Source organism: Arthrobacter sp. NPDC080073, from assembly GCF_040686575.1.
Classification (GTDB): domain Bacteria; phylum Actinomycetota; class Actinomycetes; order Actinomycetales; family Micrococcaceae; genus Arthrobacter.
This window is the reverse complement of the sequence record NZ_JBFBKR010000021.1, coordinates 1-17,470: the sequence shown is the minus strand read 5'-3', so window position 1 is coordinate 17,470 and position 17,470 is coordinate 1. Positions and strand designations below refer to the sequence as shown.

The following is a 17,470-nucleotide window of genomic DNA, read 5'->3' as shown; positions in this document are numbered from 1 at the left end:
GCAGCTCAGCTTCTCCTGCGGTTCCCCGTGGTCCTGTAGACATCGAAAACGCCGTCGATCCTGCGTACGGCACTGAGCACGTGGTGCAGGTACTTCGGATCGCCCATTTCGAAAGCGAAGCGGGAGATGGCAACCCGGTCGCTGGAGGTGTGCACGGAAGCAGCCAGGATGTTGACGTGGTTTTCCGACAGCACCCGGGTGACGTCCGAGAGCAACGACTTCCGGTCCAGAGCCTCCACCTGGATCTCCACCAGGAACACGCTGGATTGGGTCGGAGCCCATTCGACTTCGACGATACGATCTGGCTGGTCACGGAGATCCGAGACGTTCGTACAGTCCGTGCGGTGTACCGACACGCCCGAACCGCGTGTCACGAACCCGAGGATCGGATCAGGCGGAACAGGGGTGCAGCAGCGGGCCAGCTTCACCCACACGTCCCCTACACCGCGCACAATGACGCCGGAGTCCGAGTACCGGGTCTTCTGGAGTTGCGAGGGAATACTGACTTCGTCCAGGTCCTCATCGGGAGTCTCATGGCCGCCAAGGTGCTCCATGAGCTTTTCCATGACGGATTGGGCCGAAGTATGCCCATCGCCCACCCCGGCATACAGGCCGGAAATGTCGACGTAGTGGAACTCCTCCGCCACCGTGGACAGGGCGTCGTGGGTCATGAGGCGTTGCAAGGGCAGGTTCTGCTTGCGCATGGCCCGGGTCAGTTGGTCCTTGCCGCGCTCGATGGCCTCCTCGCGGCGTTCCTTGCTGAACCACTGCCGGATCTTGTTGCGGGCCCTGGCGCTCTTGACGAAATGCTGCCAGTCCTGGCTCGGTCCTGCACCTTCGGCCTTGGAGGTGAAGATCTCCACCCAGTCGCCGTGGTTGAGCTCGCTGTTAAGCGGGACCAGCTTGCCGTTGACGCGGGCCCCGATGGTCCGGTGACCGACTTCCGTGTGGACCGCGTAGGCGAAGTCCACGGGCGTCGATCCTGCGGGAAGGGCCATGACCTCGCCCTTGGGCGTGAAGACGAACACCTCCCGGGCATTGATCTCAAAACGCAGGGAGTCCAGGAATTCGCCCGGATCCGACGTTTCCTGCTGCCAGTCCACCAGCGAACGCAGCCAGCCCATATCGCCGTCCTTGGGGCTCCCCGGGCCAACGGCGGTCCGGTTGGGCTGGTCCTTGTACTTCCAGTGCGCCGCCACACCATACTCGGCCCGGCGGTGCATTTCGTGCGTACGGATCTGGATCTCGACGGGCTTGCCCCCAGGCCCGATGACCGTGGTGTGCAAGGACTGGTACATATTGAATTTCGGCATGGCGATGTAGTCCTTGAACCGCCCCGGCAACGGGTTCCAGCGCGAATGCAAGGTACCAAGAGCCGCGTAACAGTCCCGGACGGAGTCCACGAGGACCCGCACGCCCATGAGGTCGTTGATGTCGTCGAAGTCCTTGTCCCGGACGATCATCTTCTGGTAGATCGAGTAATAATGCTTGGGCCGGCCCGTGATGGTGGCCTTGATGCGGGCGACCCGGAGGTCCTCGGCAATCTGGTTGCGGATGACGCTCAGGCTCTTCTCGCGCTCCGGAGTGCGGTCCCCCACCATCCGGACGATTTCTTCATACACCTTCGGGTACAGGGCGGCGAAGGAGAGATCCTCAAGTTCCCATTTGATGGTGTTCATGCCGAGGCGGTGGGCCAACGGCGCAAAGATCTCAAGGGTTTCGCGCGCTTTGCGTGCGGATGATTCAGCGGAAACAAAGCGCCACGTACGGGCATTGTGCAGCCGGTCCGCGAGCTTGATCATCAGCACACGGATGTCCTTGGCCATGGCGACGACCATCTTGCGGACAGTCTCGGACTGTGCCGCTTCACCGAACTGGACCTTGTCCAGCTTGGTGACACCGTCCACGAGCATGGCGACTTCCGGGCCGAAATCGCGCGTCAGGTCAGCGAGGGTGTAGGGAGTGTCCTCCACAGTGTCATGCAGGAGCGCAGCAGCCAGGGTTGTGCCCGTGAGCCCCAATTCAGCCAGGATCGTGGCCACAGCCACGGGGTGCGTGATGTACGGATCGCCGCTCTTCCGCTTCTGTCCCTGGTGGCTGCGCTCGGCGACGGAGAAGGCCCGTTGGATGAGCTCGAGGTCTTCCTTGGGGTTGTTTGCCCTGACAGTACGCAGGAGCGGTTCGAGGATGGGCGAATAGGTGCTCGTGCCCCGTCCAGTCAATTTCGCCAGCCTGGAGCGTGTGCGCTCGCGCCGTCCGGGGAACGTCGGGCGCACGCCCGGGCTGTCCACGGGCACACCATCCACGGTGCTTCCCGTAGCTGCAGTTGCGGTGCCGGGCACGCGGCTCAGGCCGTCCTCTCCGCCCGCCGGCGGCGCCGACGTCGTACGTTCCTCCACAAAAGCACCTCTCACGACTGACTTAATTCTCCCAGTCTATTCCCGCCGGAGACCTGTCCAAGAACCGGTAACCAGATGACGGAGCCAGGAACGGAAAGGGCCGGCCACCGCTCTTCAGCGGTGACCGGCCCTGCACTGGGAAACCAGGCTAAACGGCGGCGGCTTCCGAGCTCGCGCTGGCCGCTGCCGCGCGTCGGGTAGCTACCTTCTTGGCCTGCTTCTGCAAGTCGGGTTCGCTCTGGCGCAGCCAGGCGTAAAGCGGAGCCGCGATGAAAATCGTTGCCGCGGTACCGATCAGGATGCCGACGAACAATGCCAGTGAGAGGTCCCGGAGCGTGCCGGCGCCCAACAGTCCGGCACCAATGAAGAGAATCGCGGCGACCGGCAATACTGCCACCATCATGGTGTTGATGGAACGCACCAGGGTTTGGTTGACGGCGAGGTTGACCTCTTCGGCGAAAGTGCGCCGGCTGGAAGTGGTGATGTCCGAGGTGTTTTCACGGATCTTGTCGAACACCACCACGGTGTCGTACAGGGAATAGCTGAGAACGGTCAGGAAGCCGATGATGGCCGAGGGTGTCACCTCGAAGTCGCTCAGAGAGTAGATACCGGCCGTGCAGAACATCGTGACGAGCATGCCGGCAAGCGCGGATACCGACATCTTCCAGGTGCGGAAGTACAAAGCCATCAAAAGAGCAGCCAGCCCCACGAAAACCGCGAGCCCGATCAGTGCCTGCTTGGTGACATCCTGCCCCCAGGTGGGGCCGATGAAGGTCGAGGTGACTTGGTTTTCGGTGACGCCGTAGGCCTTCGCGAGATCCGTTTTGATCTTGATGGTCTGGTCATCGCTGAGTTTGTCGGTCTGGATTCGCATGGTGCTGCCGGCGACGTTGGCGACGCGCGGAACTGCACCGGGAACGACGTCGTGGACTGCCTTTTCGCCCGGGGCCGACTCGGTGGTCTTCACGTTGGACACCGTGAACTCGGAACCGCCCCGGAAGTCGATTCCGAGGTTGTAGCCGCCCTTGACCACCGGCAGGAGGATGGAGATCGCCACCGCGACTGCGGCAATGATGAACCAGATCTTCTTGCTGGATACGAAGTTGTAAGAGCGCTTGCCCGTGTAGAGCTCGTTGCCGAACTTTGCGAAGCTCGTGGTCATTACTTCTCCTCCTTGGTGCCGTTGGAAGAACCAGCCAGCTGGGCTTGCTTCTCGGCAAGCCGGCGCTCGGCGATGGTCATGCGGCGCTCGGCTTCCGCGGCGGCACCGGTGTTGCGGGCGCGCACGACGGCGGGCTTCTCGGTCGGCGTGCGGAGCCTGCCGGCACCGCGGTACAGCGGCACGGCGCCCAGGCGCTCGGGGTCCAGGCCGGAGAAGCGGTGCCCTTCCCCGAAGAACTTGGTCCGGGCCAGCATCTGCAGCGTGGGGTGCGTGAACATGAACACGACCATGAGGTCCGCCAGTGCAGTGAGGCCAAGGGTGAAGGCGAAGCCGCGGACGTTGCCAACAGCGACGAAGTACAGCACCACGGCAGCGAGCAGGTTGACGGCCTTGGATGCAAGGACCGTGCGCTTGGCGCGCTTCCACCCGTTCGCGACGGCGGACACGAGGCCCTTGCCCTCACGAAGTTCGTCACGGATGCGCTCGAAGTACACGATGAAGGAGTCGGCTGTTTGGCCAATGGCCACGATGAGGCCAGCCACGCCGGCCAGGGACAGCCGGTAGTTCTCAGTCCAGCCAAGGATCGCGATGGCCAAGTAGGTGAGTCCGCCGGCCACCACGAGGGAGAGGATCGTGACGAAGCCCAAGGCCCGGTACTGGAAGAGCGAATAGACCACCACGAGCAGGAGCCCGATCACACCGGCCAGCAGGCCGAGACGCAGCTGCTCCCCACCAAGGGTGGCGGAAATCTGTTCTTCGGACTGGATATCGAAGCTGATGGGCAAAGCGCCGTAACGAAGCTGGTCCGACAAAGCCTGCGCGGACGCCTGCGTGAAGTTGCCGGTGATCTGCGGCTTGCCATCGGTGATGACGGCGAGGGCACGAGGTGCGGAAATGACCTGGTCATCCAGGACGATGGCGAACTGGGCTTTGGGGTCGTTGCCGCCCTGCGCCTGCGATGCCACGTAGAACTGGTTGAGCCTCTGGGTAACGTCCTTGAAGGTCTTGGTGGCGTTGGCATCGAACGTGATCGTCACGCCCCACGCATTGGTGACCGAGCCCTGTGCGCCCTGGACGGGATCGAAGGAGGAGGACACGATGTCCTGGCCCTTCACCTCGACCGGGCCAAGGATGTACTTGACTGCAGGAGTTTTGGCCGTTGCCGGCTCGCAGGTCACCAGCGGCTTGGCGGGATCTGACCGCGGCTGCTTGTCCTGGGAGGGATGGACGCAGTCCAGGGCTTCAAAGGCCTTGTAGACGTCCGCTGTCACCCAGTTGCTGTCGCTGGCGTTGGTCGGCGCGGCCGTGGGCTTGGGCAGGCTTGCATCCGGAGTCCGCGAGGCTTCCGGAACGGGCGCAGGGTCTCCGGTGGTGATCACCGGGCGGAAGTTCATGTCGGCAGATGCCTGGATCAGGGCACGGGTTTCCGAACTTGGCGTCCCGGGGAGGCTTACCACGACGTTGCGGCCGGACTGCGTGGTGATTTCCGCTTCGGCGACACCGGAGCTGTCAACACGTTGGCGGATAATCGCGACGGCCTGGTTCAACTGTTCTTCGTTGATGCCGGTGGATCCTTCGACCTTGGGCGCGAGAATCATTTGCGTGCCGCCCTCAAGGTCAAGCGCGAGCTTCGGGGCCCAGCTGGCGTGACCAGTGATGACGCCGCCACCGAGGACTGCTGTCAGTACAGCGAATATTGCGACAAGCCAGATCAGCACCCTGCGGGCTGCATTTTTGTGGCCGGTTCGTGCCATGTTCGATCTTCCTGTTGATGACGGAACAGCCGCCGACGTGCACTGGTAAGCGCAGGCCGGCGGCGATTCATTGCCGTAGAACTATTCCCGCTTGTAGAGCGGGTACGGGCTAGTTGTCCTTCTTGCCTTCATCGTTGAGGCGCTTGAGGGTTTCCTCCGGGGTCTCCACGGATGCCGGTGCATCGGCATCTGCGGCCGTCAGCGACGACGCGTCGTCCGGGACGTCAACCGGGGCCTCCTCGACGGGCTCAACAATCTTGGTAACGGCCTGGCGGTGCACCGTGGCGAGGTTGCCCGGAGAGAGTTCAAGGACAACTTTGTTCTCCGCGTCGTCCATCGAGACGATTCGGCCGAACAGTCCGAAACTGGTCATGACGTCAACGCCGGGGGCGAACTGGGACTGCAGCTTGGCCTGCTGTTGTTGCGTCTTCTTGTTGCGGCGGAACATCATGAAGATGAAGACGCCGAGCATGGCGAACAGCAGGATTGTCATTGGATCCACAGGGAAGTTCCGTTCTTTACTTACGTTTTTGGTTTCACGGCCATGTCTGCCCGGTGGATCCGGCGACCGTGGAGCTTTCGCCCACCTGGCCGCACAATGCTCCGACGGGCGGGCACAGAACCAAGGACTCGAACGTGCCGAGTGTCATACCAGTCTAGAGGGTTAAGCTGAATGGATTGTGCTAACGGCCGGTGTCGATGCTTTCTGCCCCGTTTTGGCTGTCCTCGAACAACGCCAGCGGGTCCTGCCCGAACACTCCTGCCGGCACCGCGTAACCAAGGTGGGTCCACGCGGACGCCATGGCAATCCTGCCCCGCGGCGTCCGCCCCAAAAGGCCCTCGCGCACCAGATATGGCTCAGCCACCGTCTCGACGGTCTCCGGCTCCTCCCCGACCGCGATCGCGAGGGTGGAGAGCCCCACGGGACCACCGTTGAACTTGAGGATCAAGGCCTCCAGTACGGCACGGTCCAGGCGGTCCAAACCACGTTGGTCCACCTCATACATGTCCAACGCCGCGGAGGCGGCACGGGCATCAATCTGCTCGATTCCGTGGACCAAAGCCCAGTCCCGGACACGGCGCAGCAGCCGGTTTGCAATACGCGGAGTTCCACGGGAACGGCCCGCGATCTCGCTGAAGCCGGCCGAGTTGACCTTCAAATCAAGCAGTCCGGCCGAGCGACGCAGAACCAGTTCAAGCTCGGCCACGGAATAGAACTCCAAATGCCCGGTGAAACCGAAGCGGTCACGCAGCGGTCCAGGCAGCAGCCCAGCCCGCGTGGTGGCACCCACGAGGGTGAAAGGCGGCAGCTCAAGCGGAATCGCAGTTGCCCCGGCACCCTTGCCCACCACGATGTCCACCCGGAAATCTTCCATGGCCATGTACAGCATTTCCTCTGCGGGCCGGGACATCCGGTGGATTTCGTCGAGGAAGAGCACTTCGCCCTCGGAGAGCGAGGAGAGGATCGCAGCGAGGTCTCCGGCGTGCTGGATGGCCGGCCCGCTGCTGATGCGCAAGGGAGCGTTCATCTCGGCGGCGATGATCATGGAGAGTGTGGTCTTGCCCAGCCCTGGGGGGCCCGAGAGCAGGACGTGGTCCGCGCTGCGGCCGCGCATCCTGGAGGCCTCCAGTACGAGCGAGAGTTGCTTGCGCACACGGTGCTGGCCAACGAAGTCGTGCAGGTTCTTCGGGCGCAGTGCGGCCTCGATGATGCGCTCTTCGGGTTCCTCTCCCCCGGTAACGAGGGATTGCTCAGCCACGGCTGCCTACCCGGTTTCCCGCACGGGCTCCGTCCTGCCCAAGCCAGCGAAGGGTTGCACGCAGGATCTGTGCGACGTTGCCGGCATCGGCAAGTTCCGGGGAATCGGCCATCGCCTTGTCGATGCTGCCTGCGGCGTCCTTCTCCGACCATCCGAGGCTTGTCATCGCGGCGACCACCTGCGGCTTCCAGACCGACTCGACGGCCACGGCCGGGGCAGCCCCCGGCGCGGTGCCGTGGGGAACGAGTTTGCCCGCAAGCTCCAGGACGATCCTGCCGGCCACCTTCGGCCCGATGCCGGGCACCTTGGTAAAGGACTTGGCGTCACCGGAATGGGCGGCCACCCGGATCGCTTCGGGCTCATGGACGGCCAGGACTGCGAGGGCCAGCCGCGGCCCCACCCCGCTCACGCTGAGCAGGACATCGAAAACTTCCCGTTCGTCGTCGTTCGAGAAACCGAAAAGCGTCAGGGAGTCCTCCCTGACGATCAACGAGGTGAACAGCTTCGCTTCCTCGCCGACATGCAGGTGGCTGAGGGTTTGGGGCGTGGCGTAGACACTCATTCCGGCACCGTTGAGATCGATGACGGCCGTGGAGAGACTGACGTGCGCCACGGTTCCGCGGAGAAAACTGATCAAGACCCGGCTCCTGAAGTACTGCCCCGTGCATGCTGCGATCGCATCCAACACGCGCGGGGCTATCCGAACATATCTACGAATACCCTAGCAAGGGCCAGGGACAATTACCGGGCGCGGCGCGCTTTCGCTTCGGCTTCAGCCCACGCTCGCTGGGCGGGAGTCAACGCACTGCTCCCTGGTCCGGTAGTAGCAACGGCGGCACCGCTGCCGGCCCGCCACGCGTGGGTGACTGCGAGGGCCAAAGCGTCCGCGGCGTCGGCCGGGCGCGGCGGGGCGTCCAGACGCAGGATCTTGGTGATGAGTTTTGTCACCGCTTCCTTGTTGGAGGTGCCGCTTCCCGTGACGGCAGCTTTGACCTCCGACGGCGTGTGGAGCGCCACCGGGATGCCGCGCCGCGCAGCAGCCGCGATGACCACGCCGGACGCCTGCGCGACGCCCATGACGGTACTGACGTTCAGCTGGGAGAACACCCGTTCGACCGCGAGAACGTCGGGTTTGTACAGGTCCAGCCATTCATCGATGGCCGTGGCGATGACCAGCAAACGCTGGTCCAATGATTGTTCCGGGGAGGTTCCCACGACGCAGACCGCAACCATCGTGGCGCGGCGGTTCCGTTCGACGTCGACCACTCCGATGCCGCAACGGGTGAGGCCCGGATCGACTCCCAATACGCGAAGAGTCAAGTCCGGGCCTCCCTGGTTGTTATGAAGCTGTGTTGCAAGAGGGCGCTACTCGGCTTCGAGCGCAGCCTGGACTTCCTCGCTCATGTCCGCGTTGGTGTACACGTTCTGGACGTCGTCGAGATCCTCGAGGGCATCGACGAGCTTCATGAACTTCTTGGCGCCGTCGAGGTCCAGGGGCACCTGCATTGAAGGGACGAATTCGGCTTCGTCCGTCTCGTACTCGATGCCGGCTTCCTTGAGGGCTTCGCGGATGGCCGGGAGGTCGGTGGGCTCCGAGTGGATTTCCCAGTTCTCGCCGCTGTCCTTGACTTCCTCGGCGCCGGCGTCGAGCACGGCCATCAGGATGTCGTCTTCGCTGAGCCCGTTCTTGGGAAGGTTGACGACGCCCTTGCGGGTGAACAAGTAGCTTACGGAGCCCGGGTCGGCAATGGTGCCGCCGTTGCGGGAGATAGCCAGCCGGACCTCGGACGCAGCGCGGTTCTTGTTGTCCGTGAGGCATTCGATCAGGAGGGCGGAACCCTGCGGGCCCCGGGCTTCGTACATGATCTCCGTGTAGTCGACCACTTCGCCGGTCAGGCCGGCTCCGCGCTTGATGGCGCGGTCGATGTTGTCAGCGGGGACCGATGTCTTCTTGGCTTTCGTGACAGCCAGTTCCAGGCTGGGGTTGCCGGCAAGGTCCGGTCCGCCCATGCGGGCCGCGACTTCGATGTTCTTGATCAGTTTGGCGAACGACTTGGCCCGGCGGCTATCGAGGATGGCCTTCTTGTGCTTGGTCGTCGCCCATTTGGAGTGGCCTGACATGCTTTAAACTTCCCCTCTGATCATTCGAATAAACAATTCATGCACGCGCTTCTCCCCAGTCACTTCCGGGTGGAAGGAGGTGGCCAGCAACCGACCTGAGCGCACTGCAACAATTCTAGCCAACCCGTGCAAAGTGTCCGTGTGGGTGGCTTTTCCCGGTTCCACCTGGGCAAGGATTTCGACGCCGGGACCAACGCGTTCCACCCACGGTCCGCGGATGAAGACGGCGTGGACGGGGTCGACGCCGGACTCGCCGGCGCTGAACTCGAGGCCTTTGAAGTCAAGGTCGGTTTCGAAAGACTCGCGCTGCCGGCCGAAGGCGTTGCGACGGACCGTGATGTCCAATCCACCGAAGGTCTGCTGGGGATTTCCGGCAAGGTCCGTGGCGGGATCGGCGATGTCGTCCGCCAGCAGGATCATGCCAGCGCAGGATCCGTAGACCGGCAGGCCTGACGCGATCTGCTTGCGGATGGGATCGGCGAGTTCAATGATGCGCGCGAGCTTGTCGATGGTGGTCGACTCACCGCCGGGGATGATGAGGCCGTCTATGTCGTCGAGTTCCGCCGGACGCCGGATGCCGACGCCGGTGGCACCGGCCGCTTCGACGGCGTGGATGTGCTCACGAAAATCGCCTTGTAGTGCGAGGACGCCGATGCGCAGGCCCGAGCCCACGCTTGATGACGCCTCGGAAGGGGGATTGGTCATTAGACCATCATAATGCGCTGCCACTGCCGGGATCTCCCCGCCAACCCGAGGCAGGCCTACGGCACGTGGTTTATGCACCAACTGGGATATATTACAGAGCATGTTTTCGTTCACCGTTCCACTCGGCAAGCTGGTCCGTGCTGTGTCCCGGCTGCGCGGCGGGGGTTCGGCGTTGCCTGGCCTCGTGGTTGAGAAGATCGACCCCGGCTTCATGCAGAGGACTCTGTCCTCGCTCCCCCACGGCGTGGCAGTGGTGAGCGGAACCAATGGCAAGACGACCACCACGAAAATGGTGGTGGAGCTCCTGGAAAGCCAGGGCCTGAAGGTCTTCACCAACCGGACGGGCAGCAACTTCACCCGTGGGGTGGCAGCTGCCCTCCTGGGTGAGGTGGACTGGCGCGGAAAGTTGGACGCCGACGTCGCGGTATTGGAGCTCGACGAAGCACATGCCGTGCATTTCGTGAACAAGGTGCCGCCGCGCTACTGCCTCCTCCTCAATGTCCTGCGGGACCAACTGGACCGCTTCGGCGAAATCGACGCCACCGCGATGCTTCTCCAGCGCATCGCCGAGCGCACCACCGGCACCGTGGTCCTGAACCGCGAAGACCCCCGGGTAGCCCGTATTGCCGAAGCCGTCAGCGGCGCCGAGGTGCTGTACTTCGGATTGGACGAATCGCTCCGTAGCACCTTCCCGAACGACGACGAGATGCGGTCCGCGGCTCAGGGAACCACACCCCGCGGCGACGTTCCCGACTCCCCGGCGGCCGACGTCGTACTCCGCCGGGTCGGTGCCGACGACGCCGACTTCGAGTTCGACGGAACCAGCGTGTCGACGCACATGAAACTCCGCGGCGTCTACAACATCTTCAATGCCGCCGCCGCATTAGTGCTCGCCAGGAGCATCACCGGTGCAAGCGGAAGGCCCGGCGACGCTGCCAAGCTGGTCAAGGCGCTTTCCGAGGTCGCTCCGGCATTTGGCCGCGGGGAGAGCCTGACGGTGGATGGCCAGCCCCTTGAGTTGGTGCTGGTGAAGAACCCGAGCGGTTTCCGTCTGGGCCTGAAGTCGTTCCCGGCGAAAGGCTACGCGTCCATGATCGCCATCAACGACAACTATGCCGACGGCCGCGACATGTCGTGGCTCTGGGACGTTGACTTCGAATCCTTGCGCGAGGACGGCGTCGAGGTCCTCAGCGGCGTCCGCGCCTACGACATGGCCCTGCGCCTCCAGTACGACGAGGTCCGCTTCGGTTCAGTGGACACGGACATCCCCGCCGCGCTGGCTGAATTCATCCGCGGGTCGGCGGGAAAGCCGAAACGCGTGTTCTGCACGTACACCGCGATGCTGGCCATCCGGCGCGAACTCTCCAAAATCACCACAGTAGAGGTGGTCTCATGACCCCGGCCGAAGACGCCGCCGTTCACGCGAGCAAGGGCACCATCCGGGTCCTCCAGCTGTATCCGCGTGACATGAACATCTACGGCGACTGGGGCAACGCGCTCGTCCTGCGGCAGCGCTTGCGCTGGCACGGTTACACGCCTGAGCTCCTTGAGTACAACGTGGGCGACGACTTCCCCGAAGATGTGGATCTCATTGTGGGCGGCGGTGGCCAGGACAGCGGGCAGCTAGTCATCCAGGACGATCTCCAGGCACGCGCCGGGCAACTCCGCGAGATGGCCGAGGATGGAACCCCCATGCTGGTCATCTGCGGGCTCTACCAGCTCTTCGGGAAGTTCTTCAAGACCAAGGCCGGCCCCATCATCCCCGGCATCGGCATCCTGGATGTCGAGACGGTCGGCTCCGATGAACGCCTCATCGGAAACGTCACGCTCACCTCACCGGAGTTCGGCGAAATCATGGGCTACGAAAACCACAGCGGACAGACCTCCCTCGGTCCCGGCGTCGAGCCCCTCGGCACCGTCTCCAAGGGTGCCGGGAACAACAGCAAAGACAACCATGAAGGCGCCCGGCACCGGAATGTGGTCGCCAGCTACCTGCACGGTTCCTTGCTTCCCAAGAACCCTGCGATCGCCGATTTCCTGATCCGGACCGCCGTCGAACGCAAATACGGCACTTTCGTCCCCGGAACGCCCGACGACGGCTTCGCCCGGCTCGCGCGCGAACATGCGGCGCGGCGGCCGCGCTAACACCTCGCCAACACCGCGCTGACACCGGCTAACACCGGCAAAAGCGTTGTGGGCGGGCGCCCTGCATGAAAGGGTTGCTTCATGACGAACCCTCTCTTGGAGCCGAGCACCCTTCCCTTCGGATTGCCTCCCTTCGGAACGATCCAGGACAGCCACTACGCCGAAGCAGTCGATGCCGGCCTCGCTGGGCACCTGGCCGAGATCCAGTCCATAGTGGACAATCCGGAGCCTGCATCCTTCGAAAACACGGCGGTAGCGATGGAACGCTCCGGCCGCCTGCTGGAGCGGGCGGCGGCAGCTTTCTTCACACTGGTTTCCGCCGATGCCTCCGAGGCCATCCGCGAACTCGAAACCGAGCTGTCTCCCCGTTTCGCGAGCCACCAGGACGCGGTCTACCTCAACCGCGGACTGTACGAGCGATTCGCAGCCATAGACACGTCAGGACTTGACGATGAATCCCTCCGGCTGGTGCAGGAGTATCTCCGCGAATTCCGGCAGTCCGGGATCCAGCTTGATCAAGATGACCAGGAAAGGCTCAAGAGCCTCAATGCAGAGCTTTCCCGTCTGGGAACTGAGTACGGGCAACGCGTCAAGGAAGCCATGAAGGCCGCTGCGCTCCTGGTCGATGACGCCACGGAACTTGCCGGCCTGCCAGCGGACGACATCGCCAGCGCCGCCGAGGCGGCACGCACTGCCGGACACGAGGGGAAATACCTCCTGACCCTCATCCAGCCGAGCAACCAGCCCGCATTGGCTTCTTTGCAGAACCGCGAGCTCCGGCGCCGCCTCTATGAGGCGTCCATCGCGCGGGGCAGCGACGGCGGCAGCCTGGACGTGCTCGAACTGGCGAAGGCGATGGCGCGTTTGAGGGCCGAGAAGGCGGCCCTTCTCGGGTTCGGCAACTATGCCGAACTGGTCATCGACCGCCAGACCGCACCCGATTTCGCGGCCGTGCAGGCGATGCTCAACCGGCTCGCTCCCGCTGCCATCCGCAACGCGGACGCCGAAGCGGCTGCCTTGGCGCAGAGCGCAGGGCACCCGCTGGAAGCGTGGGACTGGGCGTACTACTCCTCGAAAGTCCGGCGGGAACGGTACGAGGTGGACGAGCAGCTGCTACGGCCCTATTTCGAATTGGACCGGGTGCTGGTGGACGGCGTGTTCTTCGCAGCCACGAGCCTTTTTGGCATTACTTTCCACGAGCGGCAAGACCTCAAGGGGTACCACCCCGACGTCCGCGTCTGGGAAGTACGAAACGAGGACGGCTCCGAGCTGGGCCTATTCCTGGGCGACTACTACGCGCGTGACTCCAAGCGCGGCGGCGCCTGGATGAACTCGCTCGTCGAACAATCAGCACTGCTGGGTACCAAGCCAGTAGTGATCAACAACCTGAACATCTCCAAGCCGCCAGCCGGAGAACCGACCCTTCTCACCCTGGACGAGGTCCGGACCGCATTCCACGAGTTTGGCCATGCCTTGCACGGGCTCTTCTCCAACGTCACGTATCCCCGGTTTTCCGGAACTTCGGTCCCCCGGGACTTCGTGGAGTATCCGTCACAGGTCAACGAGATGTGGATCATGTGGCCCGGGATAATCGGCAACTACGCACGGCACCACGCCACCGGCGAACCGCTCCCCCACGACATCGTTGAACGCCTCAACGGGTCCAAGCTCTGGGGCGAAGGTTTCGCGACTACGGAGTACCTCGGCGCCGCCCTTTTGGACCTGGCCTGGCACGTGCTGGAGGCAGACGGCGTTCCCCAGGATGCCCAGGACTTCGAAGCCAAGGCATTGGCTGCGGCCGGCGTGGCGCATTCCCTCATACCGCCCCGGTATCGCTCGGGGTACTTCCAGCACATCTTCGCCGGGGACTTCTACGCAGCCGGGTATTACTCGTACATCTGGAGTGAAGTGCTGGACGCGGAAACGGTGGACTGGTTCACGGAAAACGGCGGGCTTCTGCGCGGCAACGGCGAACGATTCCGCTCGGAACTGCTCTCCCGCGGCAACAGCCGCGATCCGTTGGAATCCTTTCGCGCACTCAGGGGACGCGATGCCTCCCTGGATCCGCTCCTCAAACGCCGAGGACTCGAGTAGCAGCGCTCGCCCTACCTAACTGACTGGCAGTAGGTGTCGTTATGGAGCCTCATAACGACATCAATTGCGAGTTACTTGGGTTAATGCACGACGCCGGCCGGTCACCGTGGAAGGTGACCGGCCGGCGTCGTGCTTAGCGGCAGCGTGCGGCGATGGACGGTGTGATCCGGCAGCGTGCGGCGATGGACGGTGTGATCCGGCAGCGTGCGGCGATGGACGGTGTGATCCGGCAGCGCGAGGCGATGGACGGTGTGATCCGGCAGCGCGAGGCGATGGACGGTGTGATCCGGCAGCGCGAGGCGATGGACGGTGTGATCCGGCAGCGTGCGTAAAAGGGCCCCCGCCCCGAGTCGCGGCAAAGCCGCGGCAGCGGATCGCGGGGAATAGCACGCCGAGGATCAGCGCCGTCCAGCGCGGCATCAGGCGCGCCAATCAAGCACGCCGAGGATCAGCGCCGTCCAGCGCGGCATCAGGCGCGCCAATCAAGCACGCCGAGGATCAGCGCCGTCCGGCGCTCTCCCCTACGGCGAGACTTACCAGCCGCGCTCGGCGAGGCGGTGGGGTTCGGGGATTTCCTCGACGTTGATGCCCACCATGGCTTCGCCCAGGCCGCGGGAGACCTTGGCGATGACGTCGGGGTCATCGAAGAAGGTGGTGGCCTTCACGACGGCGGCGGCACGCTGGGCCGGGTTGCCGGACTTGAAGATGCCCGAACCGACGAACACGCCGTCCGCACCGAGCTGCATCATCATGGCGGCGTCGGCCGGGGTGGCGATGCCGCCGGCGGTGAACAGCACCACGGGGAGCTTGCCGGTCGCGGCGATTTCCTTGACGAGCTCGTACGGGGCCTGCAGTTCCTTGGCCGCGACGTACAGTTCGTCCTCGGGCAGGGTGGAGAGCCGCAGGATCTCGGCACGGATCTGGCGCATGTGGGTGGTCGCGTTGGAAACGTCGCCGGTGCCGGCCTCGCCCTTGGAACGGATCATCGCTGCGCCCTCGTTGATGCGACGCAGCGCCTCGCCGAGGTTGGTGGCACCGCAGACGAACGGAACCGTGAAGTTCCACTTGTCGATGTGGTGGGTGTAGTCGGCCGGGGTCAGGACCTCGGACTCGTCGATGTAGTCCACGCCCAAGGACTGCAGGACCTGCGCCTCGACGAAGTGGCCGATGCGGGCCTTGGCCATGACGGGGATGGACACGGCGGCGATGATCTGGTCGATCATGTCCGGGTCCGACATGCGGGACACGCCGCCCTGGGCGCGGATGTCGGCGGGAACCCGCTCGAGCGCCATGACGGCCACGGCACCGGCATCTTCGGCGATGCGGGCCTGCTCGACGTTGACGACGTCCATGATGACGCCGCCCTTGAGCATCTCGGCCATGCCGCGCTTGACGCGGCTGCTGCCCGTAACGCTGGCTGCGGACGAACCGGCTTCGTTGCTTACATCAGGTGTAGACACAAAAACCCCTATGGGTAGATAGAAGACCTTGGCCGGGGCGCAGGCGGACAGGGGCCACACACAGCGCACACCGGATTTCCAGGTCACATTGACCAAGTACCTTCAATACTAGTCCCCTGCGCTGTGCCCGTCGTACTTGATTACCAGCTTCGGCCACGCAGTTCCACTGACACCGGTGGACGCCGCAGACCGCCTGATACGGGCCCGGCGTGTCGTGATACTTCAGGTACCAATTACCGGCATCACATTCGTCGCCGGAGTGAAGGCGGGGGAATCTGTCTTCGGCAATTGTGAGTGCGTCAGCGGCCCCATCGCCGAGGCGATCCGGGTTCATTGGGACCTCAACACCTGATTTTTGAGACGTGTTTTCCTTGTTTCGCTTTTCACGGCGTCGATCGGCAGCGCGGGGGGCCTTAAATGTCAGACCCCCGTGACAGGGTTTATTCATGGAAGGCATCGGTCAACTCGCGGCACGTCGGGCAGTCCCGTCCGAGGTCGGGATTGCGGCGTTGGGACGTTTGTCCCGCCGCCTGATGCCCGTTCCTGCCTGGCATGCCGGGCAGCAAAGCCCGGCCGCCGTGCCGCCGCGGGCCGCGCTGCCGCCGGCAACAGCCCTTGACCAGGCCCTGGCGGCGATGGATGCGCTGCGCACTGCGGCCGTCTCCGAGGCCCGCGTGTTCGGTTTCCGTGATGCCGCCGATTCGCCGGCACGGTCGAGGAGATCTCCCGCACCGTCGAGTTTTTGCAGCTCGTCGCGGCCGGGGCCGTGGAGCGTACCCGGAGCGAAGCCCAGGCGGCACGGCAGTCATCCCCGGTGCCGGGGTGGCGGACCGGCTGGACGGAGCCCACGGCCGCGGAAGCCGATACCACACCCGCGGCGGAGGCGGGAACTGAAGCCGACGCTGCAGCCGCGTCCGGCCCGGAAGGCTCCGCCAGCCTCCCGGCAGCAGCCTGCGTTGCGGAGGCGGCCGACGCGGTCGATGACGGGTACCGGAACGCGGCCGAATTCCTGCGCGCCAGGCTGCGGATCGGCATCGGCGAAGCCAGGCGCCGGCTCGCACTGGCCGCCGTCGCGCTCCCGCAGACCGGGATCGCCGGGCAGGACGTCCCCGCCCGGCACGAGGTGCTCGCCGCGGCCCTGTCCTCGGCAGCCGTGCCGTCCCGCTCGGCCACCGTGATCAGCACGGCCCTGGACCAGGTACGGCACCTCGCGGACGCGGAAACCGCCCGGCAGATGGAACAGTCCCTGACCAGCACCGCGGCCCAAAGCGACCCCGATTTCGTCTCCCGGATGGCCAGGCGCTGGGTCGATGCCATCGACCAGGACGGAACCGAACCCGGCGAGGAGGAACTGCGCCACCGCCAGGGAGCGTTCATCCGCAAACCCTGCCGCGGCCTGCACCACCTGGAAATCTTCGCCACCGCCGAACAATTCGAAACCCTCGCCACCGCCATGAACACCGCCGCCAACCCGCGCCTGCAGCCCGACACCGACACCGCCGGCACCGGCACCGATGGCACCGCCGCCGGCGCCGGGACCGGCCACCCGCCGTTGGACCGCCGCTCCCGGGCCCAGAAACTCCTGGACGGACTCACCGGCGCCTGCGCCGTGGCCCTGGCCACCGGCGGACTGCCCGCGAACGGCGGCCTCCGGCCCCAGGTGATGGTGACCATCGACTACCAAGACCTCCTCGGGCGCCTCGAACGCGGGCGCCCCGAACGCGGAACGCCCGCCGGCCCCCCGCCTCAGCAGCGGCGCGTCCACGTTCCAGGGACCGATCCACCCCTCGGTCATCCGCAAGATCGCCTGCGACGCGGACATCATCCCCGTCCTGCTCGGCAGCGAGGGCCGCGTCCTGGACATCGGCCG

The 17,470-nt window shown here is 64.6% G+C and carries 15 protein-coding genes; 5 read left to right on the top strand and 10 right to left on the bottom strand.

The window, feature by feature from the left end; genetic code table 11:
* Positions 1-5: 5 nt before the first annotated feature.
* The 9 genes from AB0O52_RS19200 to pdxT all read right to left on the bottom strand — a co-directional run bounded on the left by AB0O52_RS19200 (position 6) and on the right by pdxT (position 9,901).
* A complete protein-coding gene (locus tag AB0O52_RS19200) occupies positions 6-2,399 on the bottom strand; it encodes a bifunctional (p)ppGpp synthetase/guanosine-3',5'-bis(diphosphate) 3'-pyrophosphohydrolase (RefSeq protein ID WP_364540959.1) in 2,394 nt (797 codons plus the stop codon).
* A gap of 148 nt (positions 2,400-2,547) precedes the next feature.
* Positions 2,548-3,561, bottom strand: a complete 1,014-nt coding sequence (gene secF, locus AB0O52_RS19195) for a protein translocase subunit SecF (protein ID WP_364540956.1) — start codon at positions 3,559-3,561, stop codon at positions 2,548-2,550.
* Complete coding sequence (gene secD, locus AB0O52_RS19190) at positions 3,561-5,315, bottom strand: protein translocase subunit SecD (RefSeq protein WP_364540953.1); 1,755 nt, start codon at positions 5,313-5,315, stop codon at positions 3,561-3,563. The genes secF and secD overlap by 1 nt, the downstream gene beginning before the upstream one ends.
* 109 nt (positions 5,316-5,424) lie before the next feature.
* Positions 5,425-5,808: a preprotein translocase subunit YajC gene (yajC, locus tag AB0O52_RS19185; RefSeq protein WP_364540950.1), complete on the bottom strand. Its 384-nt coding sequence runs from the start codon at positions 5,806-5,808 to the stop codon at positions 5,425-5,427.
* A 190-nt stretch (positions 5,809-5,998) separates the two neighbouring features.
* Entirely contained in the window at positions 5,999-7,075 is a 1,077-nt protein-coding gene (gene ruvB, locus AB0O52_RS19180; protein WP_364540947.1) for a Holliday junction branch migration DNA helicase RuvB, read from the bottom strand.
* Positions 7,068-7,712 carry a Holliday junction branch migration protein RuvA gene (gene ruvA, locus AB0O52_RS19175; RefSeq protein WP_364540944.1) on the bottom strand — a complete coding sequence of 215 codons (645 nt, stop codon included), beginning with the start codon at positions 7,710-7,712 and terminating at the stop codon, positions 7,068-7,070. Before ruvA ends, ruvB begins: the two co-directional genes overlap by 8 nt.
* A gap of 104 nt (positions 7,713-7,816) precedes the next feature.
* Complete coding sequence (ruvC, locus tag AB0O52_RS19170; protein ID WP_364540941.1) at positions 7,817-8,395, bottom strand: crossover junction endodeoxyribonuclease RuvC; 579 nt, start codon at positions 8,393-8,395, stop codon at positions 7,817-7,819.
* Positions 8,396-8,440: 45 nt separating this feature from the next.
* Positions 8,441-9,196, bottom strand: coding sequence for a YebC/PmpR family DNA-binding transcriptional regulator (locus AB0O52_RS19165; RefSeq protein WP_364540938.1), 756 nt, complete (start codon positions 9,194-9,196; stop codon positions 8,441-8,443).
* 3 nt (positions 9,197-9,199) lie between these two features.
* On the bottom strand, positions 9,200-9,901 hold the full coding sequence (gene pdxT / locus AB0O52_RS19160; RefSeq protein WP_364540935.1) for a pyridoxal 5'-phosphate synthase glutaminase subunit PdxT: 702 nt from the start codon (positions 9,899-9,901) through the stop codon (positions 9,200-9,202).
* A 100-nt stretch (positions 9,902-10,001) separates the two neighbouring features.
* Here pdxT and AB0O52_RS19155 point away from each other — a divergent pair, with 100 nt between their 5' ends.
* From AB0O52_RS19155 to AB0O52_RS19140, 4 genes are all read left to right on the top strand, one after another.
* A complete protein-coding gene (locus tag AB0O52_RS19155) occupies positions 10,002-11,297 on the top strand; it encodes a MurT ligase domain-containing protein (RefSeq protein ID WP_364540932.1) in 1,296 nt (431 codons plus the stop codon).
* The gene (locus AB0O52_RS19150) at positions 11,294-12,046 is read left to right on the top strand and encodes a glutamine amidotransferase (protein ID WP_364540930.1); all 753 of its coding nucleotides are present in this window, start codon (positions 11,294-11,296) and stop codon (positions 12,044-12,046) included. The genes AB0O52_RS19155 and AB0O52_RS19150 overlap by 4 nt, the downstream gene beginning before the upstream one ends.
* Before the next feature lie 81 nt (positions 12,047-12,127).
* Entirely contained in the window at positions 12,128-14,140 is a 2,013-nt protein-coding gene (locus AB0O52_RS19145) for a M3 family metallopeptidase (protein WP_364540928.1), read from the top strand.
* Between the two features lie 152 nt (positions 14,141-14,292).
* Positions 14,293-14,472, top strand: a complete 180-nt coding sequence (locus tag AB0O52_RS19140; protein WP_364540925.1) for a hypothetical protein — start codon at positions 14,293-14,295, stop codon at positions 14,470-14,472.
* A gap of 201 nt (positions 14,473-14,673) precedes the next feature.
* Here the strand turns inward: AB0O52_RS19140 and pdxS are convergent, their stop codons facing one another.
* Entirely contained in the window at positions 14,674-15,600 is a 927-nt protein-coding gene (gene pdxS, locus AB0O52_RS19135) for a pyridoxal 5'-phosphate synthase lyase subunit PdxS (protein ID WP_306959754.1), read from the bottom strand.
* A gap of 742 nt (positions 15,601-16,342) precedes the next feature.
* On the opposite strand from pdxS, the gene AB0O52_RS19130 reads away from it, so the two are divergent.
* A partial coding sequence (locus tag AB0O52_RS19130; protein ID WP_364540922.1) for a DUF222 domain-containing protein occupies positions 16,343-17,470 on the top strand: 1,128 nt, incomplete at its 3' end.